Source organism: Nocardia amikacinitolerans NBRC 108937, from assembly GCF_001612615.1.
GTDB lineage: Bacteria > Actinomycetota > Actinomycetes > Mycobacteriales > Mycobacteriaceae > Nocardia > Nocardia amikacinitolerans.
Genome location: NZ_BDAU01000006.1, coordinates 158,908 through 181,739 on the forward strand (window position 1 = coordinate 158,908; position 22,832 = coordinate 181,739).

The following is a 22,832-nucleotide window of genomic DNA, read 5'->3' on the forward strand; positions in this document are numbered from 1 at the left end:
GCGCCTCGGCGCTGGCGAGGAGGGTTCGGCGTGGTAGACCAGTTTCTTGTGGCCCGTGAGGCTCAGGGGAGCCCACATCACGTGGACTCCCCTCGGACTCGGCCCGGCTCGAACGGGCTGCCACCCACTCTGACCCGCCTGGTCCGGTTCAGCGGTGACCCACCTATTGTCGAACGCGCGGTAATGCCGATGAGCGCGAGGATGTCGGCCCTCGCCTTCGTTGTTGATCCAGGTGGTGGTTGCCAATGAATCGGAGGGCGCACCAGCCGCGTAGTGGGTGGTCGTCGAATAGTCAGAATGGTTGTCTGACATGGCTTTACAACGCGAGCGCATGCCAGCATGGCAGCATGGGGCCCATGACTCCAGTTCCGGAAGGCACGGCGCTTCCCGTCGATCCCGCGCGGACGTCCAGCTATGACAGCATCGCCGAGGGGTATACCGCCGAGAACGAGAACAGCCTGCTGAACGCCTATTACGAGCGGCCGGCGATGCTGGAGCTCGCCGGGGACGTGAGCGGTCGGCGGATTCTCGACGCCGGGTGTGGGTCCGGTCCACTATTCGCTGAGCTGCGCGATCGGGGCGCCATCGTCACCGGTATCGACGCGAGTGCCGGGATGTTGGAGCAGGCTCGGCAGCGCTTGGGCGCCGACGCGGACCTGCGGATCGCCGACCTCGCGTGCCCGCTGCCATTTCCCGACGACGCGTTCGACGACGTCGTCGCATCCCTGGCGCTGCACTACCTGCCGGACTGGGGGCCGACGCTCACCGAGCTGCGACGCGTCCTGAAGCCAGGCGGTCGGTTCATTGCCTCGGTTGAGCATCCGTTCGCCATCTGGATCGCCGAGCGCTCGGCCGGGGAGAAGACCGACTACTTCCGGACGCGCGAGCGGATCGAAGAGTGGACCATGGGCGGGCAGACCACCCGGTTGAGTTTCTGGGACCGGCCACTGCACGCGATGACCGACGCCTTCACTGCGGCAGGCTTCCGCATCACTGTCATCAGCGAACCGCCACCCGCGCCTACAGCCCGCGACCTATTTCCCGAGGTGTTTCGCGAAGTCATCGGCGACAGCTTCCTGGGCTTCCTGTTCTTCGTCCTACAGACCGGCTAACCACCGCGGTCTCGCACCGTCGAAGCAGCACAGCGGCGATCCCGCTCATATGGTGTATCCGGAAGCGCCGCATTTCGAGCGTTCAATCGTTGGTCTTCGCGGCGGGGACGCGGCCGAGGTCGCGGTCTTTGAGCCGGTAGCTGTCGCCTTTGTCCGGCCGAGCTTGATGAGCTCTGCCTGCAGATGCCGGGCTATCGCCCGGATCGGCATCGCCTCGGCCCGATGCAAACGACGGATCTCCGCCCAGTCCTCCACGTTGAGCACCTCATGATTCGTCACGGGCGGGTCAAAGTTCGACCGAAACCACCGGGATCCGGTTTTGCTCGGCCGAACATCTGGCGTTTGATCATCTTGATCCGTTGACGTGTCCCTCGACCGGTCCGCTGCTCCAGGGCAGCGTCAAACCCGCAGTGACAGCATCGAAGTCGCGGCGCAGGCCCCGGCTATCAGCCGCTACCGAGACCAACTCCTGCCCACCTCCCGCGCACCCGACGTCGTCTGAGTCCGCGAATCTCTCCGTGCTCGCTTGCGCGCCGCCGTCCTCAAATCTCGAGACCCGGCCATCCTCGGCTGGTGGATAGCCTCCGTAGACGGCCGCGACGTGGGCGGCCTATCTTGTCGCTGGAACGAGATTCGTCGCTGTACGCACAGGTGCGAGCCCAACTCGCCGTACTGGACCGGGATCTGACCGGTCGATGAGGAAGGGGCCGCGGTCGATGACCGTCGAGTCGCCCCTGGAATCGGCGGGTGTTGCCATGCTGCGTGCGCTGATAGAACGGTGTGAGATCCCGCAACGGAAGGAACCCAATGGGGCGATCAATTCCCGCGACTGCCGCGCCGGTACGCCGCACCCTGGTTGTAGCGCTGATTGCCGCGGCGATTGGGGCGCCGAGCGCGGTGACGGCGACTGCCGAGGCGCCGCCGACTCGGGATGACGGCTTTTGCATCGATGAGGGGACGCGCGTGCGCAACGGGTTGCGCGTCAGTGACCCCAGTTGCATTCATGACCACGGCCGCTTCCACAATCACGAGCGCTTCCATATTCCGCCGACTCATTCTTGAACCCGGCTACCTCCCGAAGGTTGGGGCTTCATGACCATAGACGCGCACGCGGTGCAAGGTCAGGTGCCCCGGTAGAACTGTAGGTTGCGCTCATCCGAGGTTTCCAGAAACGCAGGGACACCGGCCTGCTCGGCGGCTTGCATGCCGGGCAATACGATGGCTTTACCAAAACCCTTGCCTTGCACCGATAGCCGCAGCCCCGTCCGTGTCGGGATGCGTCCACACCGCCACCGCGTCACCATCGTCGGCGACCCAGACCCGACCGTGTTTCAACCCGACGTGTCCTACCAACAGCCGCTGCATCGCGCTCACTCGTTCGGATGCCACCACATGACGTAACCAGGGATAGTCGGCAAAAGCCCCTCCCAACGTCTCGATAGCACGGGGTGTCAACATCGCGCCAATGCTGGATCGGGCACATGGACCTGGGCACACCGCTGTCGAGTGCGCACCGCTGTGCGATCCTGCCGTTGGTCGGGCGCAACAGGCCCGCAATGTATTTCGGCGGCGATCTCGGTGATGTCGGGCCGGTTCTGTGGCTTGGGATCGGCGGTCGCGGCGGCCAGGTCGGCGCGGTGACGTGCCACGGTGCGCTCGACCGCTTCGCCGAGGTTGTGCCAGATATGCCATCGATCGGCCACCTGCAGCGCCTGTGGCGCTCCAGCGGCAGCGCCCTCGGCGTAGGCACCGGCCCGGTCCCGGCAGACGATCTCCACGCCCGGGTGGGCTCGCAACCACGCCGCGAGGGTCTCGGCGGTCCGATCGCCGAGTACCTCGATCGGGCGGCGGGTCTGCATATCTATCAGGATCGTTCCGTATTGGTGCCCGCGACGCAGGGCGAAGTCGTCGTCGCCCAGCACCTGCGGAACCGAATACAGCGGATCGGACAACGCCCGGATCTGGCGCAACGTCATCCGGCTCACGGTCGCGGCCAGCTGCCGGGTCAGCCGCTCTCCAGCGCGGCCCGCCCAGTGCCAGCGCGACCGCGCACAACGCCCGCTGCAAGATTAGTGTCCGGCGAGCGTGCCTGGCCGCCAGCCGCGGTATCGGCTCGGCGAAAGTTGTTTTGCCGCAATCGAAGTTGTCACAGAACAGCCTGCGGACCCGCAGCTCGATCAGGACCTCGCGGCCGGTGATCGAGGTGTCGGACAACCGCCGCTGATAGCGGCTGTGGACTCGCCCGGACGGCGTCCCGCAGGCGGGGCAGCCAACCGGATCCACACCGGTAGCGGCCTCGATTCGTACCGTCGAACCCGCCGCTCTGATCACCTTGATCTGCAGACCGTCAAGATGCGGGAACAGGACCCTCAGCGGAGCAAGATCAGAACACCCGCGACATGATGATCTATCATCCGCCCCTTCGCATCCCGAATGGGTCAATCACGAAGTCTGTGCCAGATCCAGAATCTCACCGAACTCGACAATCCATTGTTTCAAGCGCGGACGGTCGCCAGTTGTGCGTCCAGCTCCCGGACAGCCGGGGAGGTGGGAGCCGCCGCGTGCAGCGCATCTCTGGTTGCTTGGACCTCGGTGGCCAACCGTGCAGACCCATACGCGGTGGCGATCGTGCTCGTCGCGCCTGTGATGGCGGCGGATTCCTCGATGTGTCCGGCTTGGCACAGGGAGGCGGCCAGTCCGATGTCGGCGAATCCGCGCGAGAGGGCATAGGAGGGGTCGATCAGGTCCACACAACGGCGGGCGGCGTCGACGGCGGGTTGTTTGTCACCGAGTTTCACCAGGCATTCCGAGCTGAATCCGGCGTGGATTGCCGGATCGAACACGTAGGTGGGCAGCGTGGCGTCGGCGTGGGCGATGAGGTCGTCGGCCTCGGCGAGTGCCGAGCGGCATTCGCGTGTTTCTCCGCGTTCGGCGTGGGCCTCGGCCGCCATGTCCAGGGCATAGGCGGCTAGCAGTCGATCTTGGGCTTGCTCGGCCCACCAGCGGGCAGCGGCGGCGTGGTCGACACCGAGCCCGGGTCGCCCCTCACGGGTTGCGGCAAGCGAGGCATTGCACAGCACCAGCGCGGTCAGTGCCGGATCTCCGGCGTCGTCGGCAGCGGTGCGAGCCACTTCGTAATGCGATGTCGCCGCCCGGATGTCGCCCGCATCGTATGCCTGCCAGCCGATCACCCGTGCCAGCTGTGCACGTACGGCGAACAGTCGTGGTTTGAGCTTGGTCGGGCAGTCCGGGAGTAGCGTCTCCACCAGTTCTGCTTGTTCGTTGCGGATCGCGGCGACTGCTCGCGGGCCGAACGCCTCGTACTGTTGGGCGGTCACGTCGCATACCGCTTCGAGCTGCGTAATGGTGGCTTCATCGACTCGGCCGCCGAGGGCGCGGCCGATCCGCGCTCGTGCGGCATCGTCGAGCCCCGCCAGCACCGCAGCGGCGGGCAGAGACCCGGCGGCGCCGAGGAATGCCAGCAGTTCACGTCGGTTCATGTCGATCCACGCCTTCAGGTCGAGGGGAAGTTGGTGTAGGTCGACCGGCTGGTCGACGGTGAACTGGCGACCGGCGTGCGCGTCGAACGCGTTCACCAGCGCCCCTCCAGCACGCACTGCCGCATCAGCCGCCATCCAGAACCACCGATCCGGGGTAGCCCGGCCGCCCTCGATGTGTCCCACGTAGGAACGGCTGACGCGGCATTGTGTCGCGACGGCTTCTTGGGTCAGCCCGGCGTCGATGCGTGCTTGGGCCAGCATCGCACCCAGCGTGGGCCGTCCTGTGTCGTGCATACCGATCCCCACCCTGCTCGAGCCGCTGCCGGATCCGATGGTTCCCACGATAGGCCCGGTGGTGGGCTGGTGGTGACGGTTTGTGACGGCTCGTGTGATCACCTGGTTCACACACACTTTCACCGATCCCCTTGATGCGTACGGTCCCGACCTCGCCAAGGAGAAACCGTGAACGCCATATTGGTCACCGGAGCCGCCGGATATGTCGGCTCGGTCCTGGTCCCCGAACTACTCGAACACGGCCACAGCGTGGTCGCCATCGATACCTTCCCGCACGGTCCCGCCCTGGATGCCCACCCGAACTTGCGCATCGAGAACTGCGATGTGCGCAGCATGCCCGCCGAGCTGCTCGATGGCATCGATACGGTGGTCGCGCTGGCGGCGGTGTCCAACGACCCCGCTGGCCATCTCGACCGGCGGTGGACCAGCGCCGTCAATCACGGCGGCACGCACCGTCTCGCCGTTCTCGCCCGTGACCGCAGAGTGCGTCGGTTCGTGCACGCTTCCACCGCAGCGGTCTACGGTGCGGCAGACACCATGCTGGACGAGAACTCGCCGCTAGCGCCGCACTCGGAATACGCCCGCAGCAAACAGGCCGCCGAGCAGGCCATCGCCGAGCTCGCCTCTGAGACGTTCACACCGATCTCGCTGCGCATCTCCACACTGTTCGGGGTGTCACCGCGCATGCGCATCGATCTCGCGGTGCACGCCATGGTGCATCGGGGTCTGGCCAAGGGGGAAGTTCGTGTCGATGGCGACGGCACGCAATGGCGGCCGATGCTGCACGTGCGCGATGCGGCGGCTGCCTACTTGCGTTGCATCGAGATGCCCGACGACGCGCTGCCCGTCGCGCCGGTTTGGAACGTGGTCGGCGAGAACATTCGCATTCGTACCCTCGCGCGGACCGTGGCCGGTGAGCTCGGCGCGGGAGTTAACGTCGAATTCAGCGGCGGCCCACGCGATTTACGCAACTATCGGCTCGATGGAGCCGCGTTCGCCACCGCCACCGGCTTTGTCGCCTTGCGCTCGATCGCCGCTGGAATCCGGGAGGTGCGCGACTGGTTCCGTGCCGAGCCCGGCCGTTTGGACGCCGTGGCGTCGGATGCGGCGTTTTCCAGCGAAGCGAGCCTGCGTCGCCAGCTGGTCGTCCCGGCCGTCGATGGTGGTGTGCCGATCCGAAGCACCCCATTGCCGTTCGCGCTGCCGTCCTTCGGTCCTGAGGAGGAGCGCGAGATCGTGGAGACGCTGCGGTCGGGGTGGCTGTCGACCGGGCCGCGCACAAAACGATTCGAGCAGATGGTGGCCGACTACGTCGGCGTGCGGCATGCGGTTGCCACCAACTCCTGCACCGGCGCGCTGCACACCGCGCTCGTCGCTGCAGGGATCGGTGTCGGAGACGAGGTGATCACCTCGCCGATCACCTGGCCCGCAACCGGCAACGTCATCGTCCACTCGGGCGCGACACCGGTGTTCGCCGACGTCGACCCGGACACGCTGATGGTGACCCGGGAAGCGATCGCGAAGGTGATCACTGAGCGCACCAAGGCGATCGTTCCGGTGCATATCGGCGGGCAGCCCGCCGACATCGCCGCCATCGCCGAGCTGGCGATCCAACACGGGCTGATGGTGATCGAAGACGCCGCGCACGCCCTGGGTGCCGAGCAGGAGGGTCGCCGCATCGGACAATGGTCGCCGATGACCTGCTTCAGCTTCTACGCGACGAAGAACCTCTCCTGCGGTGAGGGTGGGATGCTGGTCACCGACGACGACGAACTCGCCGAGACCGCACGGATGTTGGTCATGCACGGCATCTCCCGTGATGCGTGGAAACGCTACTCTGCCAACGGTTCTCCGCACTGGCAGCAATACATGGCCGGGTTCAAGTACCACATGCCCGATCTGTCGGCGGCCCTCGGCTTACACCAACTGCCCAAACTCGATGAGTTCATCGCCATCCGCGCCGCCTACGCCGACCGCTACGACCAGCTTCTGGCCGACGTGCCCGGTGTACGACCACTGCACCGTCGTCCTGGTGTGCGCCACGCCCACCATCTCTACATCATCGATCTCGAACTCGACCGGCTCAGAATCGACCGCGACAAGTTCATCGTCGCGCTGCGTGAAGAGGGCATCAACACCGGCATTCACTTCATCGCCTTGACCCGCCAGCCGTACTATCAGCGCGAACACGCGATGACGGCCGACACCGCACCGATCGCCCACCGGGTGTCCGACCGAATCCTCAGCCTGCCGCTCTACCCCGCGATGACCGACGCCGAGGTCGATGACGTCGCCGCTGCGGTCCGCAAGATTGCCACCGCCTACCAACGCTGAAAGGACGACAGCTCAATGGCTGAAAAGGAAGGCACGCAGATCATTTTGGTAAACTCGCACGGCCAGGTGCTGCTGTATCTGCGTGATGACAAGCCGGACATTCTCTACCCGAACATGTGGAGTCTGCTCGGTGGGATGCTCGAGCCCGGTGAAACCCCGCTCGAGTGCATCGTTCGTGAGATCGCCGAGGAGCTGATCGATAACGCCAATGAGATCGGCTTCCAGCTCGACCCGGCCAAGGTGACGCACCTGTGCACACGGGACCTCGACTTCGGCATCGAGCACACCTTCACAGCCGCCGCCGACTTCGACATCGAGGACGTGACGCTCACAGAGGGCCAGGCGTTGCGATGGTTCTCCCGCGACGATGCCGAGAGAACCCCGCTTGCCTACGGCGACAATGCAATTCTCGAAACGTATTTCGGCTCCTTGACGTCTGCCTGATGGCTCGGTCACCCGAATCCGGTCGCCAACAGGCTCGGATATACCGCTGTGTTCCGAAAACTCTGCTGGGCCGAGGCCTCTGCCGGTCCCGCGGCTCAGCAGGTTCGGGCGCGATCTCGTCAGGATCGGGCCGCGATGAACTCGGGATTCCGGATGCCCGCGGTAAAGGCGGCTAGGGATTTCTACAGCCCGGACGACACATCCGGCTCGGCCTGCGGCGCAGCACCATCCAGACGACTATGGCCAAGGTCGGCGAGGCGGGCTGAGAGGGGAGTAACACTGCGGCGGTCAGACCGGTTCCAGAACGTCCGGGCCGCTGACCTCTCAACCATCCCCTGCCCCGCGAAGATCCGAGACCGTCGGGTCCGAGAACTCGCTGCGACAAGCCGGCCCGAGGTTGCGTGCGGTGCGGCCGCGTGCTCGCGCGAGTCCACGCGCAGGAGCCCTGGGGCGATTTGCGCTATCTGGCTGTCCACTACCTTGTCTGGGACCGCACCGCATCGGGCTGCGAGCTTCAGATCTTCGATGAGCCCGACCTGCACAGTGCCTTTGAATTGCTCCTGGTCTGCGGCTGATCCTGCCGACTCGCTGAACTCGGCATTTCAGGATGCTTTATTTCTCGGTGAATTAGGACCGGCACTGTCCTATCTCCCCGACATACTCGAACTATGAGCGAAATCGAATCGACTGCGGGACAGCCGGATCAGGCCGACATCACCGACTCCAACGATCCGAACGCGCCGTGGAACCAGGCGTGGGACCAGGAAGGCGGCATTGCCGACTGGAACGATGATGTGATCAAGGAGTTCCGGGAAAACTCGGGCAAGGTGGGTGGCGCTTACGCGGGCGGGGACCTCATCCTGCTCACCACCACCGGAGCCAAGAGCGGCAAGCGGCACACGACTCCGCTGGGACCCCTGTACCGGGGCGACACCATGTACGTGAGTTCGTTCATCGAGGACAAGTACCCGGCCTGGTGGTACAACATCAAGGCGAATCCGCAGGTCACCGTCGAACTCCGAGACAAGACCTACCAGGCGACCGGCAAGGTGCTCGAAGCCGAGGACTACGACGAGTTCGCGGCCTGGGTGCTGGCCAACAACCCGCTGCTCGCGGATTTCCAGTCCAAGGTCGACCGGCCGATTCCACTGGTCTTGCTGACCTTCGACGGCGAGGGCTGAGCGCTTCCAGGAACCTTACAGCGGCGGCGTGCCGACATTGGCGGACACCGGGCCGCGCAGCTACACCAGGATCCGCCGGCCTCGGATCGGCACGGCCAGTTGATCTTCCGATGCTCCGCGATGGCCGGTTCGGTCAGCGCGGTTCGGTCGGTTGGCCCCAGAACGAATCGCAAGGGCGTCGTGCCTACCCGTGTCGTGCCACGTCCTCGCACAGGATGCTCGGCCAGCGAGCGAGATCGGCCGGTGTGTGCGCCACCTCCAGTGTGGCCTTCGGCAGCAGGTCCACCAGCGCCTCGGCGGTCGACACCGGATGGGCGGGATCGTCTATCCAGGCCAACACTGTGGTCGGCACCTTGATCGCGGCGATCGCCTCGGGGGCGGGCAGGTCGCTCATCGCTGCCCCGCGGAGCAGTGAGGGCAGTAGGTGCTCGGCGACATCCGGCACGGTTTTCGGCGTTCCGAGAGTGGCCGGCGGGCGAGGCGCGGTGAGATCGGCACGGAGGAAGGCGTCGAGTCCCTGCTCCTCGATCAAGCGGGCATTGTTCTTGTAGATGTCGGCCTTCGCGGCGCGGGTGCGCCAAGCGGTCGCGGGCACCAGCAGGGTGAGGCCGGCGAATCGGCCAGGGTCGCGGACAGCGGCATGCAGCAGTGTCCCGGTACCCATCGAAGGACCGACACCGTGCACCTGCTCACCGGGGAACCAGTGGTCGAGCAGGTTCAGCAGGTCATCGGCCAGAACTGGCCACCGATAGTCCTCGGGGACGGTACGACCCGTCGAGTGGCCGTGGCCGCGCGCGTCGTACCGCAGCAATCGGGTTCGGCTGAGTCCGCGACCGAGATCGAGGTCCATCAGACGGTCGCGGTGGCGGCTGGAGGTGAGGCCGTGGAGTTGGACGACGGGATGGCCGCCCTCGTCGCTCAGTTCCACGTCGAGGTCGGCGCCGGGAACGCGGAAGGTCGGCACGGTGGCTCCAGAGTGCTGGTGAGACGGCGATCGCTCGGGAAGGAGCCTAGGATACCGTCATGCGGCTGACCAACGTCGCGCACCTGCGCCTGCCGTTCGGCCGCCTGCTGGGCTTCGACGTCACCGTGAGTCGGGTGGGCCGGTCACTTCCCGTGTCCTTCGATCAGCGACGCCACGTCGGCGCCGGCGACCGACCGGGATCCTGGATGGCGTTGTCCTTCAGGCTCTCCGCGCCGGTACCGCCCGACGAGCTCGCGACCGCCTGGCTGGCGGTGATCGAGCGGCACGGCACGCTGCGGTCGATCTTCGTGCCGGGCGAGGACGGCGAGCCTCGGCTGCACGAGGTCGATATCCGCCCTGGCGGTTGGGTCGAGCATGTGATCGCTCCTGGGCAGGCAGTCAACGATGCGCTCCGCGCCGTGCTCGACCGTGCTTGTTCGCCGTACGGTCGTCCTTCGCACCGGCTATGTGTGCTGGAGACCGCGGTAGGGCCGACCGTGGTGGTCGCCGCCGACCACTCGCACGTCGACTTGTGGTCGATGCTGGTGATCGCGCGTGACCTGCTCGCCGCGCTGGCCGCGGTGCAGCAGGGTCGTTCACCGTCGTTGCCGCCCGTACCCGCCTTCGCGGAGCACACCCGTTCGCTGCGGGACCGCCCGCCTGCGCCCGCCGAAGTGCACCGCCGCTGGGCAGAGGTGCTGGCGGGCAGCGGCGATGTGATGCCACGGTTCCCGCTGTCGCTGGGTGAGGCGACGTTGCAGGAGGAGCGCGTGGAGGTGCGCGATGTCCTGGATGTCGATGACAGCGCCGCGTTCTCGGCGCAGGCCCGCGACGACGGCGTCTCGACCTTGGCGCTGGTGGTGGGTGCGATGACCGAGGTGACCCGCGAGTTGGCCGGCACCGCACTGCGGGCGGTGTTTCCGGTGCACAGTCGGTATGACGCCACCTGGCACGACTCGGTGGGGTGGTTCATCACCAACTCGGTGCTCGAATCGGCCGACTCCGATCCCCGTGCCTGTGCCGAGGCGGTGAAGGAGGCCGTCCGGATGGGCTCCTGGCCGCTGGAGGACATCCTGCGTCCGTGGGGCGGGATGCCCGAGGTGCCGGGGATGTTCGCGATTTCGTGGCTGGACCTGCGTCGGCTGCCGGTGCGAGTCGACGCGACCGGATTGGAGGCGCAATACGTCGGCGCGACGATTCGGACCGACGGCGTGATGCTCTGGTTCGTCCTCGACGAGGCGGGGCTGCACCTGCGCTGCCGGTACCCGGACACTCCCGAGGCCCGGCGGCACGTTGGCGCCTGGCTGGACACGCTGATCGCCCGGCTGCAGTCACGGGCACGGGCTTCGGTCGGTGGTCGGCTCCGACTCGGCGACCGGATCTATCGTGTGCAGCGGGCGCGGCGTTCCGACGTGCCGGCGCTGGTCGCGCTGCTCTCCGATGACGAGATCGGCCGTACCCGTGAAGGTTCCGAAATTGCCCGCTACGAGGAGGCGTACGACGCCGTCACCAGGGATCCCTCGCACTATCTGGCCGTGGTCCGGGACGAGGGCGACAGGATCGTCGGCACCATGCAGCTCACCATCATTCCGGGGCTGTCCCGCGGCGGCGCCACCCGCCTCCAGATCGAGGGAGTTCGGGTCGCTGCCTCGGAACGCTCTCGCGGCATCGGAACCGCGATGCTCGAGTGGGCGCACGACCACGGCAGGCACCGAGGTGCGACACTCGCGCAGGTCACCACAGACCGGGTCCGCAAGCGGGCTCACGCCTTTTATGCACGGCTCGGGTACGACAACAGTCACGTCGGGCTGAAGCGGGCGCTCTGACGGATCCCCGCCGCTCGCTCAGACCCGCTCCGTCGGGTCCGAGCTCCACCGCGAGACTCTGATCGCTCCGACGGCCAGCAAGGCAGCCTCGATCCGTGCATAGGTCGGCATACATCCCGGCTCGAAACACACATCTACGTGCACATCGTCACCGCCGAAGGTCTCCGCGACAACCACACCGCCGCCGATTGCCGGGATCAGGAACGTTCGCACCTTCGAGTGCAAGCCATCTTGTGCGACGTGCAGGTCCACTGCGGCGACCGCGTCCCGTACCCGGCTGGGCCCCTTACCGCGCCAGCTCTCGTAGTAGCGCAGCGGTGCCCAGGATTCGAACCACAGGACTGAACACGCTGCGACAAGCCGGCCCGAGGTGCAGAACCAATGCACGGCATCGGTATACGAGGCACCCACTTCGATGGCGTCATCCGAATGGCGCGGCAGCATGACAAGCCCACGTTCTGGAATCAGCACCAGCTGGTCACCGTTGGCGGAATCGCCGACCGGCACTCCCGCGGCGAAGTCGGCTTGCGCCAAATCCGGGTGCTCCCAGAACCAGTCCTCCGCCCACATCGTCCGTGCTTCATCGATGCTCGCCCGAATACGTGCCGGCGCCCATAGATTCAGCTCGTTGCACACGGTGCCTTCGCCGTATGTTGTGAGGAGGTCGGCATACCCGGGTGGCATCGCAATGCCCATCCGCGCTTCGAGCTCGTCGATCTCCGAAAGACGCACTGTGGCTATCTGTTTCGAGACGACGATCAGCGATTTCGGCGCGAACGTGTGCGGTGTCATCCAGGCTTGCGGGCACCTGGATCACCCGCCCGACCGGGGGTATCCGGTTCCGGAAGGCGAACCTTTCGGTGGAGGGGCGATGTCGTCGGTGACCGGACGCACGGCGGTTGGCCGCAGGGGCGGAAGATCGATGTCGCGTTCGATCGAGGTCAGGCTGACCGCGATGAGCAACAGCATCGTGACCAGGCTGATGACGACGATCAGCGGTGCGAGCATGGCCAGCGGGTCGGTGCCCGGCGGGGTGCCGTGATGGCCGCGGTGCGCGTGCATAGCCGCCATACCGGTGTAGTGCATGCCGCAGACCGCGACGCCCATGATCAACGCCGCGCCGACGGCGGCGGCCATGCCACGCACGTGCACGGTGAACCACAGCGCCGCGGTGGCGGCGACGACCGCGATCATCAGCGACAGAGTGACGACCCGCCAGTCGTAGCCGATCGTCGCGTCGGATCTCATCGCGTACATGCCCGTGTAGTGCATACCGCCGACGCCGAGGCCGGTGATCGCGCCGCCCGCCCCGAGCGCCAGAGGACGCGGCCGGGGCGCCTGCACGAGCGTCAAGCCGATGCCGACCACGACGATGGCGGTGGCCGCGCTCAACAGCGTGATCGGCACGTCGAAGCGGATCTGCGCGTCCTGGATCGAAAACCCCAGCATCGCAATGAAATGCATGACCCAGATGCCGGTGCCACCGATGGCCAGCGCGGCCAGTCCGAGCCAGAGCGCCCGGTGCTCACCCGCACGGGCGCGGGCGGCGCACTGCAATCCGAGCAGTGATCCGACGAAGGACATGAGATAGGCCAGCACGGGCGTCAGCCACCCGTAACTGAAGTGGTAAATATGCAGCACTCGATCCCCGCTACCGACCGGCTTGGTCGTGAACCTCGAAGCAGTCTGTCGGCCCTCACGTTAACGGTGAGGTCCGGCCGGGGGTGCCGCAAAGCATCAACGGGGACAGTGGCTTCAGTCACATGGCGGTTCGCTGGAAGGCAGCTCCGAGACCATCGACGACGACGCCTCCGTGCGTGCCCATCGCACGCACGGTCGAGCCGATGTCTCAGTTGCGCAATAGCTTTCGTGGGCGATGGACTGCTGCTAACGTCTTCGCGTCCGACACAGCCTACGGGACGAGAACGAAATGACAGTTGACGCAACAGATTCGACGTCGGCCGCGGAAACACCGCTGTGGCTGCGAGGCCGCGATGCCGTGGTCGCGGCGGCCAAGCCCGAGGACTGGCGCAACGGAGCGCCCGACTACCACCTGACCGAGCTCACCGTCCCGCGCGAGCGAACCACCCAGCACGCGCCGGGGTCGCTCGAGGCGATCGTCGAAGACCTGGTCCGGGTCTTCGAGATGGAGGTCTCACACAAGAAGGATCCGGCGACCTGGGTCTCGCTCGTGGCCGAACACTACCGTGGCCGCGTCAACGGCGGACCGTGGCAGGACGCCGAGGAATTCGCGCGGATCGGTAGCTACAACATCCTGATCGGCGACAACCCGTATTACGACGCCGAGAACGAGACCTTCGAGAGCTCGCACCACATTTTCCACACCGCGATGCCGAACGGATTCTTCTGGGAGGTACTGGAAGTGATGGCGGGCCCGCCGAATGTCACCTTCCGCTGGCGACACTGGGGCACCTACGACGGCCCGTACCGCGAACACCAGCCCACCGGCGAGCTGATCGAGATGTTCGGCGTCACAATCGCCAGAGTCAGCGACGACCTCCGCATCCTCGAGCTCGAACACTTCTACGACAACAGCACGCTGCTCGGCCCCCTGGCCCACGGCTGCCCGGTCACCGGCTCGAAGTCGTAGCCGGTCAGAGCCGGGGCGCGACATCACTCGACGTCCTGGTCGCCAACGCGGTGTGATGCCGCTGTCGCGGCTGGGCGCGGGCCTGGTCGACGAATGAGATCGGATGATCGACTTCAACATCCGGGGTCGGCTGCACGGCATCGCGGCCGCCCTCCCGCTTCCCTCGCGCGAGACAGCGGCCATCTGGTGAGGGTGGCGTCGATCGGCGCGCACGCGGTCAGTCCGACCGCGGCCGTCGACTCCCGTCTTCCGAGTAAGTAACGAGTGTGCGCGCGAACACGATTCGAACCGTAGACATCGGCGCGCGGAGGGGACGAGCATGATGATCGACCCGCGAAGCGGTGGGGCCTCGCCTCGGTGCGGCTCCACCTCCGTGTTCAGGACATGAACAGTGGGCGGTCGGCGTCCGGGATCCAGCTCTGCCCGGCGGTGTCGCGGTTGTAGTTTTGTGCGACGTGCTCGACGAGGTGGGGAAGTTGGGGGTGCGGGTTGCGTGCGGACCATAGGAGCGCAAGGGGGTAGGCGGGCGTCGGGTCGAGGATGGTGACGCGGCGGATGTGGGGATGCCACGGTGTGCGTGCGCCGTCGCCGGTGAAGGTCATCGACGACGGCGAGTCCGCGATGCGTTCGACGATCTCGGCGAGGCCTACCAGCGGTCCGCCGGTGTCGATGCGAATTCCGCTGTAGGCGGCGAGATCTCGGTAGAAGTCGGCCCATTCCGACGGCACCGCGGCTCCCGGCACCCACGCCGGGTAGCCGGCGGCCTCACGTAAGGTCACGGAGGTGCGGCCCGCGAACGGATGGTTCTTGCCGACCAACAGGTGTAGCGGCTCCAAATAGGCTGGGGCGGAAATGATGTCGGGTCCGAGCGGGACGGGACCGCCGTGGACGCGGGCGAACGCGGCGTCGACGTGTCCGTCGCGCAGGGCGTCCCGCGAGGTCGTGATCGTGTTGGAGATGACGATCTCGGTGCCGATGTGCGGGTGTTGCGCGAGATAGAAATCCATCAGCTCGGTGGCGGCCATGCGCTTGCCGAGCACCGCCACCCGCAACGGCCGCACCTCGTCTCGGACCGCGCGTACCGCGGCGTGCGAGGCCGCGAGGAGGGTGCGCGCGTGCGGCAGCAGTCGGGCGCCCGCCGCTGTCGGGACGGTACTTTCGCGTCCGCGTTCGAACAGCACTGCGCCGAGCTGTGTTTCGAGCTTCGCGATGCGTTTGGACACCGCCTGCTGGGTGATGCCGAGCACGTCCGCGGCGTAGCCGAACTGTCCCTCGTCGGCCACCGCGACGAACGCGCGCACCGCCGCGAGATCGGGATCCACCGCCACCTCCTCCGACAAGTGGCCGCGCACCGACGCTAGGAGCTCTCCCGGTGGAGTTCGCGGACGCGAGCGATCACCACGATGCCGTAGCCGAGGCTGCCGAGCACGACGAAACCACCGATCAGCGTCTCGATCAGGCCTTCGAGCCGAGCGGAGCAGCCGCGAAGCGGATACATCTCCGCTGCACCGATGAATTTCGGGCGAATCCGCCGTCGGGTCCTCTGGATAGACCGAACGACAGGAGTCCAGGTATGACGAAGCCGTTCCGCTTCGGGGTCGTTGCCCCGCTCAGGTCCGACGTCCCGACGTGGCGGGATCGCGTGCGCCGCATCGCCGACATCGGCTACTCGACGCTGTTGGTTCCAGACTTCCCGCTGATGCAACCGGCGCCAGGGCCCATGCTGGCCACCGCCGCCGCCTTGACCGACCTGCGCGTCGGCACGTGGGTGTACGCCTCTCCGTTTCGGCCCGCCTGGCTGACGGCGTGGGAAGCGCACTCGCTGTCGCTGCTGACCGAGGGGCGCTTCGAGATGGGTATCGGCACCGGCAGACCGGGTATCGAGGACGAGCTGCGCGACAAGGGAATGCCCGCCGTGCCGCCGCCGAACGAGCGGCTGGCACAGGTCAGGGAGACCGTCGAGAGGCTGCGGGATCTCGACGGTCCCGACCGTCACACGCCCGTGGCTATGGCGGTATTCGGTCCGAAGGCCAGGGCGTTGGCGGCCGAGGTCGCGGACACGGTCACCTTCGCGCTGGGCGATCACCCTCGGGGCGAAGTCGAGCGGCTGGCACGCGACTTCCGCCTCAGCGGGAAGGTCGAGCTCGCGCTCGCCGTGGGGGTGATCGGTGACTCTGTCGCGCCGCACATGGCGCACCCCTCCACCGACCCCGCTGCGCTTCGCGCGGCGGACGCACTGACCATCCTTCCGGATGATCCGACGGCCGCCGCCGAGGAAATCCAGCGGCGACGGGAGGAGATCGGCTTCTCCTATTTCGTCTTCGGCGCCGACTTCGCCGAGAGGTTCGCTCCGGTCGTCGCCGAGCTAGCCGGACGTCGAGACCAGACCTCGCGAATCTAGGAGGCGCAGCCGATCGCGCTGCCCACGTTGGCGGGAACGCCGTGCCTGTTCACGCAGTCGAGGGCCTCTCCGACATCGATGACGCGCCAGTGCGTGTGGCCGTTCTGCTCGGAGTACTCGAACAGGTACATGACCGGGTGCAGAGTGCCCTCCGGCTGGGCCATCGCCGAGGCGAAGGTGCCACTGCATCGTGCTTGCTGGAGATCGGCCAAGGGATACCGAGGCAGCCCCGTCATTCGCAACGTGGTGATCAGGTACTCGCGAGTCACCTCAGCGCAGGGATCGGCCACCGGCGCCGCGGTCTGCGGCGGTGCGGGCGCGGCCGAGGGTTCGGGCGTCGGTGCGGAAACGGGCTCGGTGCCCCCGTGGGCGGGTGTCGGCGGCTTCTCCGCGGCGGGCACCGTGGTCGGCGCGGCGGGAACCGTGGTCGGCGCGGCGGATGATGCGGTCGGCACAGCGGTCACCGTGGCCGCACCGGTGCCAGAGGCCGACGTCCCGGGATCGGATTCGCTTTCACCACCACACGCCGTGAGAGATAGCGCGATGGTGGCCGTAACGGCAGCGAGTAGAGCAGTTCGGGTCACAGTGTCTCCTGGTAGAGCCCAGCCTCGATCGCAGTCGCTGCCGGAGCGACTGTGCGAGTAGGGATTTCGAATTGTTCGAGCTGTCGCGGTCGACGCCGCGTGATGGATCAGTCTCGGTAGATCGTTACGTAGGCGTTGGTAGCGGTCCCGATACTCATCGGGCCCAAGCACGAGGCCGTGCCCTGGCCGGACGGGCCGAAGGAACCACTCCACGACCCCTGGTAAGGGCCGATGGCCATGAGCGGAAAGGCGTTGGGCACGCCGTGCAGGCCGAAGCACTCGACGATCAGGGCGTACTCCCGCCCAGGGGGTCCGTCGTCGTGGCACTTCGCCGTCGCGCCGACCAGGTCCCGCGTGACAGCGCAGTCCTGCGGCGCGGCCTGGGCCGCACCGGATCCGAGCACCGTGGCGAAACCCGAAGCCGCGGTGGCGGCCACGATGGCTGTCGTCCTTCTCATCCGAAATCCCTTCTGCCGCATTGCTTCACTGTCGCTTGACCATCGATCGCCCACCGTGCGTCGTTACAAACCGGAGGACAGTGCTCCGGCTCATCTCCGCCGGCGACCGGCTTCGAGCAAGCTCCGCGACGCTGTGGTCCCGATCAACGTCGGAAACGGGCCGATGTCACGGGCCTAGCTGACCGGCGGGTCGGAAGCCGCCGACCGGAGGGGACTATCTCGAACGCTCGACATGAGGGAGGCTGGAGTGGGTGTGTCGGATCGGTCGGTCCGCGAGCGGCGGGCCGTTCATACGGTTGTTCGAATCAAAGCGTGAGACAGATGTCCGAGGCATTTCGCTCTGTATCCGATCTCCGGGATCGCAGGCATCGAGCCGGGCGATCGCGGTGGGATCGGGGGAGAGGGGAGATCGTGCGCTGGTTCGCGGTGGCGGCCGTTCTGGTCGTGTCGATGGTGTGGCCCGCGGCGAGTCCCGTCGGCGCGGAACCGGGCGCGAACTGGCAGGCGGAGTTCGATCGGGTCGTTCTCACCTCGGGGGTGCCGGGCGCGCAGCTGGTGGTGAGCGGCGACGCGGGCGAGATGCGGCTCAACAGCGGGGTGGGCGATATCGGCACCGGAGCCCCGTTCCCCGACGACGCGCGGTTACGCATCGCGAGCAACACGAAGTCGTTCGTGGCCGCTGTCACCTTGCAACTGGTAGGCGAGGGGCGCGTCGTGCTGGATTCGCCGATCGATGCCTATTTGCCCGGCGAGGTCACCGGACCCGGCGGCGACGGTCGCCGCATCACCGTGCGCAATCTGCTCCAGCACACCAGCGGTATCCCCGATTACCTGAACGAGGTGGATCTCGACAGCGTGGCAGGCATGCAGCGGTATCGCCCGGCGTCCGAGCTGATCCGAGCCGCGCTGGACCGGCCCGCGGAGTTCGAGCCGGGTGCCCGATGGGGGTACTCGAACACCAACTATCTGATCATCGGCTCGTTGATCGAACGGCTGACCGGCCTTCCCGTCGGCGTCGAGGTGACGCGGCGGATCATCCTGCCGCTCGGCCTGCAGGAGACCTACTGGCCGCTGTATCCGGTCGAGCAGGTGGTGCGTGGACCGCATCCGCGCAACTATCTCGTCGTCGGAGCGGAACGCGTCGACATCACCGATATCGATCCGAACTGGGGACTCGCCGACGGCGCGATGGTCGCCACCGGACGGGACTTGAACCGCTTCTTCATGGCGCTGATCACGGGCCAGGTGGTCGCGCCAGCACAACTCGAGCAGATGCGCACGACGATTCCGAGCGGGGTGCCGCTGCTCGACCAGGAGATCGGACTCGGCTTGTTCCGCAGGGTGAATCGGTGCGGCATCGAGACGTGGGGCCACGGCGGCTCCATCGCGGGCAGCAGCGTGGTGGGTGCGGCCACCGAGCGGCACGCGGTCACCATCGCGATGAATCAGCTCCCCACCCTCGTCGCCTCGCTCGCTCCGCGCGGGGGAGTGCAGGACGTGATCGACATGGTCCTGTGCGACCTCGCCCGGTGAGTGCCGCTCGGAACGCCGATTCCGAGCGAAGCGCCTCCGGCCGAAACCCGGAGCGGTTCCCGGCCTGCGCAAGCGCCGATGTCGCGGCGGGCGCCACGCATCGATGGGAGCCCAGGGCGGGGTCGACTGCTCCGGTAAGCGGGGCACGATGCGGCGAAACCGCTGTGCGCCGATCCGCGGCGGGGAATGATGCGGGAGTGGACGAGGCGACGTACCGCGAGACCAGGAACTCCCTGCACGGCACGGCGGAGCTGCTGATCGCCGGGCCGCAGTACCGGCGCGACGGGACGATCCGGCTACGGGTGGTGCTCGGCGGTTTCGGCGGGGCGCGGCTACCGGTGTCGGTGGTCGGCGCGAGCCTGATCGGGCCGACCGGTCGCGTACCGCTGACCGGCACCTACCGGCAGTTGGCGGAGGCCGCGGGTCTCGAGCCGGGCGCACCGGAAGGCGTGTACGCCGAATCCAGCGGGCGCGGTCTCGACGACGAGATCCGCGTCGACGAGAAGGCCGCGGCCGTGATCGCCGACTGGTTCGCCACCGGGGACGCGGCCCTGCGCTGCCTCGCGCCCGACGTCACCCCGGTGCTGTGGCCGGAGCACTTCGACCTGTCCAGCACGCTGGACGAGGTGAATTTCGGTGTGTCGCCCGGTGATTCGTCGCATCCGGGTCCGTACGCGTATGTCGGGCCGTGGACACCGCGCACCGGCGCATTCTGGAACGCGCCGTTCGGCGCGCTGCGCCCGCGTGCGCAGGTGGGCACCGTCGCCGGGTTGCTGGCGTTCTTCGAGGAGGGCAGGGACCGCGCCGCGGCCGGTGAGTGATGGCCGACCGGCACCCGATCGCTCGGCGCTCAGCCGAGGCTGAACGGTGCGCCCCAGACGGTGAGGTGCGACGCGACGTTCGCGGTTTCGATTTCCACGCGGATGAAGGCTCGGGCTTGGGCGTAGCCCGCGCATCCGGTCAGTGCGATGGTGGAGTCGGCCCAGGTGACCGAGGCGGTGTTGCCGCGAAAACGGTTGACGGGCTTGTGGTCTTCGTTGCCGAAGTCGTCGGGGACCTCGACATCCAGCAGATAGAACGAGCGGGTCTGGCCTGGGCCGAGCGAGAGCGCGCCGCCGGACTCCGCGCCGACGTTCGGGCGTACGTTCTGCCCGTCGCGCCAGCTGAGCCCGCCTTCCACGCCCCCTTCCATCGCGCCGCCGGAGATGTCCACTTGGCAGCCGACGGTGTAGCCGGGGATGAGTTTGCCGCCTGGCCGGTCGCCCGCGCCGGTCACCTCGACGTGCGCGCTGCCGGACACCCAGGCGTTGCGGTGCAGCGGCGTTGCGCCGAGCGAGGGGCTGATGGTCACCGATTCGCCGGTGAGGCGCACGGTGACCACCGTCCCGTCCATGAGCGTCTGCACCTGGTGGGCGCCGGGTAGCGGCACCACCACGTCGGCACCCGCGGTGCCGCAGGCCAGGGCGGCGACACCCGTCGCCACCACCGCCGTGGCTCGTCCGATCTGTTTGCGACAGTTCATGATTCCCCTTCGATCTCGGCCCCGCCCGTCAGGACAGGGCGGGTGCGTCGTCGTGTTCGGGCGCTGCGGGATCCTGGACGAAATCCTGGCGGCGGATCAGGAAAAGTGCTGCGGCGCCGACGATCACGCTGGCCAGCCCGCCGATGGTCGCCACGGCGTGCAGGCCGGACACGAACGCCCGGTGCGCGGCGTCGGTCAACTCGGCCGCGTGCGCGGCGGAGGTTTCGTTGGTGAGCCGGTCGATGGATCCGGCCGCGACCGCGTCCACCGCGGCGGCGGGCACCGGCTGCCCGGACAGACTGTCGGCGATCCGCGCGTGCGCGACCGCGCCGAGCACCGCGACGCCGAGCGCCGAACCCACTTGCTGGAAGGTCTCGTTCACCCCCGAGCCCATGCCGGAGTCCTCCGGCGCGACGATGGCGACCGAGGCGTTGGCCCGCGGCGGATTGAACAACCCCATGCCGATGCCCGCGACCAGGAACGGCACAAGGGCGGCGGTCCAGTCGTCCTCGGGGCCGATGGCGTTCAGCAGCAGGAACCCGATACCGGTCAGGATCAGCGCCGCGCCGATCAACCGGTTGGTCGCGACCCGCACGCTCAACACGCCGCCGAGCACGCCCGCCACCAGCAGCATCACGGTGAGCGGCAGGAAGCGCAGACCGGTCTCGATGGCCGAGTGGCCGAGCACGCCCTGCATCCACAGCACACCGAACAGAATCACCGGGATCACAGCGAAATTCAGGACGAACGTCGCCGCCGACAGGGCGTCGAAGGTGCGGTTGGCGAACAGCCCCAGATCGAGCATGGGATGCCTGCCGCGGCGCTGCACCAGCACGAACGCGGCGACAAGCACGACGCAGCCGGTGAAGCACAGGATGGTCGAACCCGCCGTCCATCCGACCACCGGACCGCGAATGATCCCGTACACCAACAGGAACAGCGCCGCCGAGAACAGCACGAGCCCGGCGCGATCCACCGGCCTGCCGCCCCGTCGTGCGCTCTCGGGCACCTTCGCCAGCACCACGAGCAACGCCAGCAGCCCGGTCGGCACGTTCAGATAGAACACCCAGCGCCAATCGATTTCGGTGAGCGCACCGCCGACAAGCGGACCGGCGGCGACGGAGATTCCCGTCACCATGCCGAACAGGCCGAACGCGGTACCGCGTTCCTTGCCGGTGAAGGCCGCGGCGAGCATCGCGGGGCCGACCGCGTAGAGGACGGCCGCGCCGACGCCCTGGACGCCGCGCGAAAGATTCAGCAGCAGAGGGCTTCCCGCGACGCCGCACGCCACCGACGCCGCCGTGAACACCACGAGACCACCGGCGAACAGGCTGCGCCTGCCAACCCGATCCGCCAGCGAGCCGCTTGTGAGCAGGCAGGCGGCCATACCGAGCGCGTAGGCGTCCACCACCCACTGCAGCGCGCCGAAGCTCGCCGACAGGTCGGCCTGGATGGCGGGCAGCGACACGTTCACCACGGTGATGTCGAGGGTGAGCATGAACGTGGCGACACAGACGGTGGCCAGCACCCACCACCGGCTCGGATCGCGCACCGGTTCGAGCGCCGCCGAAGCCGTGGTCACGGGGCGTGTGGTGGTCATGGGGTCTCGCTCCAGCCGTGCAATAGGAAGACGGGATGTCTGTGCGCCTCGGCGGTGAACACGCCGGGCGCCGAGCGCGGTGAGGCGTCGAAGTAGGGGGTCGTCACCGGCGCCTTCTTGACGTAGTGGTGCAGCACATGGCCCGCGCGCTCGCCGTGCACCGCCTCCGCCCACACCCGCTGTTCGTCGTTGCCGCGGCGCAACAGCACGACGTCGCGTGCGCGCACGTTGTGCACCCAGCCCACCTCCCCGTAGGGGGAGACGAGCCATCGCTCTCCGTCGAATTCGATGATGCGCACCGGGTTTCGGCGCGCGCGGCCGCTGCGCCTTCCGATGGTCTCCAGGATGTACATGCCGTCCGGTCCCGCGCCGCGCGCGGCCAACGCCATCACGGCGCGGTTGAGGACCCTACGGAACGGACCGGCCTGGTACTTCGCTGCCATGAGCTATGTCCTTCCGGGGCGGCGG

At 67.4% G+C, this 22,832-nt stretch carries 22 protein-coding genes and 3 pseudogenes; 10 read left to right on the plus strand and 15 right to left on the minus strand.

Annotated features, from left to right (window positions below; genetic code table 11):
• Positions 1 to 245 precede the first annotated feature (245 nt).
• Positions 246 to 1,112 carry a class I SAM-dependent methyltransferase gene (locus NAM01S_RS06230; RefSeq protein WP_253798229.1) on the plus strand — a complete coding sequence of 289 codons (867 nt, stop codon included), beginning with the start codon at positions 246 to 248 and terminating at the stop codon, positions 1,110 to 1,112.
• A gap of 180 nt (positions 1,113 to 1,292) precedes the next feature.
• Here the strand turns inward: NAM01S_RS06230 and NAM01S_RS36395 are convergent.
• From NAM01S_RS36395 to NAM01S_RS06240, 5 genes and pseudogenes are all read right to left on the minus strand, one after another.
• Positions 1,293 to 1,376, minus strand: a pseudogene (locus NAM01S_RS36395) (hypothetical protein); the annotation flags it as partial.
• An 11-nt stretch (positions 1,377 to 1,387) separates the two neighbouring features.
• Positions 1,388 to 1,569, minus strand: a pseudogene (locus NAM01S_RS37160) (hypothetical protein); the annotation flags it as partial.
• A 994-nt stretch (positions 1,570 to 2,563) separates the two neighbouring features.
• A complete protein-coding gene (locus tag NAM01S_RS06235; RefSeq protein WP_067780646.1) occupies positions 2,564 to 3,088 on the minus strand; it encodes a transposase in 525 nt (174 codons plus the stop codon).
• A 178-nt stretch (positions 3,089 to 3,266) separates the two neighbouring features.
• A pseudogene (locus NAM01S_RS37035) lies at positions 3,267 to 3,443 on the minus strand (transposase family protein); the annotation flags it as partial.
• A gap of 164 nt (positions 3,444 to 3,607) precedes the next feature.
• Positions 3,608 to 4,906, minus strand: a complete 1,299-nt coding sequence (locus tag NAM01S_RS06240; RefSeq protein WP_067780649.1) for a helix-turn-helix domain-containing protein — start codon at positions 4,904 to 4,906, stop codon at positions 3,608 to 3,610.
• A 168-nt stretch (positions 4,907 to 5,074) separates the two neighbouring features.
• On the opposite strand from NAM01S_RS06240, the gene NAM01S_RS33770 reads away from it, so the two are divergent.
• The 4 genes from NAM01S_RS33770 to NAM01S_RS06255 all read left to right on the plus strand — a co-directional run bounded on the left by NAM01S_RS33770 (position 5,075) and on the right by NAM01S_RS06255 (position 8,865).
• Positions 5,075 to 7,240, plus strand: a complete 2,166-nt coding sequence (locus tag NAM01S_RS33770; RefSeq protein ID WP_084482541.1) for a bifunctional SDR family oxidoreductase/aminotransferase class I/II-fold pyridoxal phosphate-dependent enzyme — start codon at positions 5,075 to 5,077, stop codon at positions 7,238 to 7,240.
• 15 nt (positions 7,241 to 7,255) lie between these two features.
• The gene (locus NAM01S_RS06250) at positions 7,256 to 7,684 is read left to right on the plus strand and encodes an NUDIX hydrolase (RefSeq protein WP_067780653.1); all 429 of its coding nucleotides are present in this window, start codon (positions 7,256 to 7,258) and stop codon (positions 7,682 to 7,684) included.
• Between the two features lie 416 nt (positions 7,685 to 8,100).
• Positions 8,101 to 8,259, plus strand: coding sequence for a hypothetical protein (locus tag NAM01S_RS34780; RefSeq protein WP_157107611.1), 159 nt, complete (start codon positions 8,101 to 8,103; stop codon positions 8,257 to 8,259).
• A 93-nt stretch (positions 8,260 to 8,352) separates the two neighbouring features.
• A complete protein-coding gene (locus tag NAM01S_RS06255) occupies positions 8,353 to 8,865 on the plus strand; it encodes a nitroreductase/quinone reductase family protein (RefSeq protein ID WP_067780656.1) in 513 nt (170 codons plus the stop codon).
• 184 nt (positions 8,866 to 9,049) lie between these two features.
• On the opposite strand, the gene NAM01S_RS06260 is transcribed toward NAM01S_RS06255, so the two are convergent.
• The gene (locus NAM01S_RS06260) at positions 9,050 to 9,829 is read right to left on the minus strand and encodes an alpha/beta fold hydrolase (RefSeq protein WP_067780663.1); all 780 of its coding nucleotides are present in this window, start codon (positions 9,827 to 9,829) and stop codon (positions 9,050 to 9,052) included.
• A gap of 59 nt (positions 9,830 to 9,888) precedes the next feature.
• On the opposite strand from NAM01S_RS06260, the gene NAM01S_RS06265 reads away from it, so the two are divergent.
• Positions 9,889 to 11,655, plus strand: coding sequence for a GNAT family N-acetyltransferase (locus NAM01S_RS06265; RefSeq protein ID WP_067780666.1), 1,767 nt, complete (start codon positions 9,889 to 9,891; stop codon positions 11,653 to 11,655).
• Positions 11,656 to 11,673: 18 nt separating this feature from the next.
• Here NAM01S_RS06265 and NAM01S_RS06270 read toward each other — a convergent pair whose 3' ends face one another.
• A complete protein-coding gene (locus NAM01S_RS06270; protein ID WP_067780669.1) occupies positions 11,674 to 12,447 on the minus strand; it encodes an SMI1/KNR4 family protein in 774 nt (257 codons plus the stop codon).
• A gap of 21 nt (positions 12,448 to 12,468) precedes the next feature.
• Complete coding sequence (locus NAM01S_RS06275) at positions 12,469 to 13,296, minus strand: MHYT domain-containing protein (RefSeq protein ID WP_067780672.1); 828 nt, start codon at positions 13,294 to 13,296, stop codon at positions 12,469 to 12,471.
• Positions 13,297 to 13,585: 289 nt separating this feature from the next.
• Here NAM01S_RS06275 and NAM01S_RS06280 point away from each other — a divergent pair, with 289 nt between their 5' ends.
• Positions 13,586 to 14,266 (plus strand): nuclear transport factor 2 family protein, encoded by a 681-nt coding sequence (locus NAM01S_RS06280; RefSeq protein ID WP_067780675.1) that lies wholly within the window; start codon positions 13,586 to 13,588, stop codon positions 14,264 to 14,266.
• A gap of 377 nt (positions 14,267 to 14,643) precedes the next feature.
• Here NAM01S_RS06280 and NAM01S_RS06285 read toward each other — a convergent pair whose 3' ends face one another.
• Together NAM01S_RS06285 and NAM01S_RS34785 are read right to left on the minus strand one after the other, a co-directional pair.
• Positions 14,644 to 15,588, minus strand: a complete 945-nt coding sequence (locus NAM01S_RS06285; RefSeq protein WP_067780819.1) for a LysR family transcriptional regulator — start codon at positions 15,586 to 15,588, stop codon at positions 14,644 to 14,646.
• Between the two features lie 35 nt (positions 15,589 to 15,623).
• Positions 15,624 to 15,764: a hypothetical protein gene (locus tag NAM01S_RS34785; RefSeq protein ID WP_157107612.1), complete on the minus strand. Its 141-nt coding sequence runs from the start codon at positions 15,762 to 15,764 to the stop codon at positions 15,624 to 15,626.
• Positions 15,765 to 15,839: 75 nt separating this feature from the next.
• Here NAM01S_RS34785 and NAM01S_RS06290 point away from each other — a divergent pair, with 75 nt between their 5' ends.
• Positions 15,840 to 16,667, plus strand: a complete 828-nt coding sequence (locus NAM01S_RS06290; RefSeq protein ID WP_067780677.1) for an LLM class flavin-dependent oxidoreductase — start codon at positions 15,840 to 15,842, stop codon at positions 16,665 to 16,667.
• Here the strand turns inward: NAM01S_RS06290 and NAM01S_RS06295 are convergent.
• Together NAM01S_RS06295 and NAM01S_RS06300 are read right to left on the minus strand one after the other, a co-directional pair.
• Positions 16,664 to 17,122, minus strand: coding sequence for a hypothetical protein (locus NAM01S_RS06295; RefSeq protein ID WP_157107613.1), 459 nt, complete (start codon positions 17,120 to 17,122; stop codon positions 16,664 to 16,666). The two genes, NAM01S_RS06290 and NAM01S_RS06295, sit on opposite strands and share 4 nt — an antisense overlap.
• Before the next feature lie 236 nt (positions 17,123 to 17,358).
• Positions 17,359 to 17,709 carry a hypothetical protein gene (locus NAM01S_RS06300; RefSeq protein ID WP_253798225.1) on the minus strand — a complete coding sequence of 117 codons (351 nt, stop codon included), beginning with the start codon at positions 17,707 to 17,709 and terminating at the stop codon, positions 17,359 to 17,361.
• Between the two features lie 411 nt (positions 17,710 to 18,120).
• On the opposite strand from NAM01S_RS06300, the gene NAM01S_RS06305 reads away from it, so the two are divergent.
• Together NAM01S_RS06305 and NAM01S_RS06310 are read left to right on the plus strand one after the other, a co-directional pair.
• A complete protein-coding gene (locus NAM01S_RS06305) occupies positions 18,121 to 19,242 on the plus strand; it encodes a serine hydrolase domain-containing protein (protein ID WP_067780683.1) in 1,122 nt (373 codons plus the stop codon).
• 197 nt (positions 19,243 to 19,439) lie between these two features.
• Positions 19,440 to 20,063, plus strand: coding sequence for a hypothetical protein (locus tag NAM01S_RS06310; RefSeq protein ID WP_067780686.1), 624 nt, complete (start codon positions 19,440 to 19,442; stop codon positions 20,061 to 20,063).
• A gap of 29 nt (positions 20,064 to 20,092) precedes the next feature.
• Here the strand turns inward: NAM01S_RS06310 and NAM01S_RS06315 are convergent, their stop codons facing one another.
• Genes NAM01S_RS06315 through NAM01S_RS06325 form a run of 3 tightly spaced genes read right to left on the minus strand, consistent with a single transcriptional unit; the run spans position 20,093 to position 22,807 of the window.
• Entirely contained in the window at positions 20,093 to 20,764 is a 672-nt protein-coding gene (locus NAM01S_RS06315; RefSeq protein ID WP_067780688.1) for an MspA family porin, read from the minus strand.
• Positions 20,765 to 20,792: 28 nt separating this feature from the next.
• A complete protein-coding gene (locus NAM01S_RS06320) occupies positions 20,793 to 22,364 on the minus strand; it encodes an MFS transporter (protein ID WP_067780690.1) in 1,572 nt (523 codons plus the stop codon).
• Positions 22,361 to 22,807: a nitroreductase family deazaflavin-dependent oxidoreductase gene (locus NAM01S_RS06325; RefSeq protein ID WP_067780692.1), complete on the minus strand. Its 447-nt coding sequence runs from the start codon at positions 22,805 to 22,807 to the stop codon at positions 22,361 to 22,363. Before NAM01S_RS06325 ends, NAM01S_RS06320 begins: the two co-directional genes overlap by 4 nt.
• Positions 22,808 to 22,832: the final 25 nt, after the last annotated feature.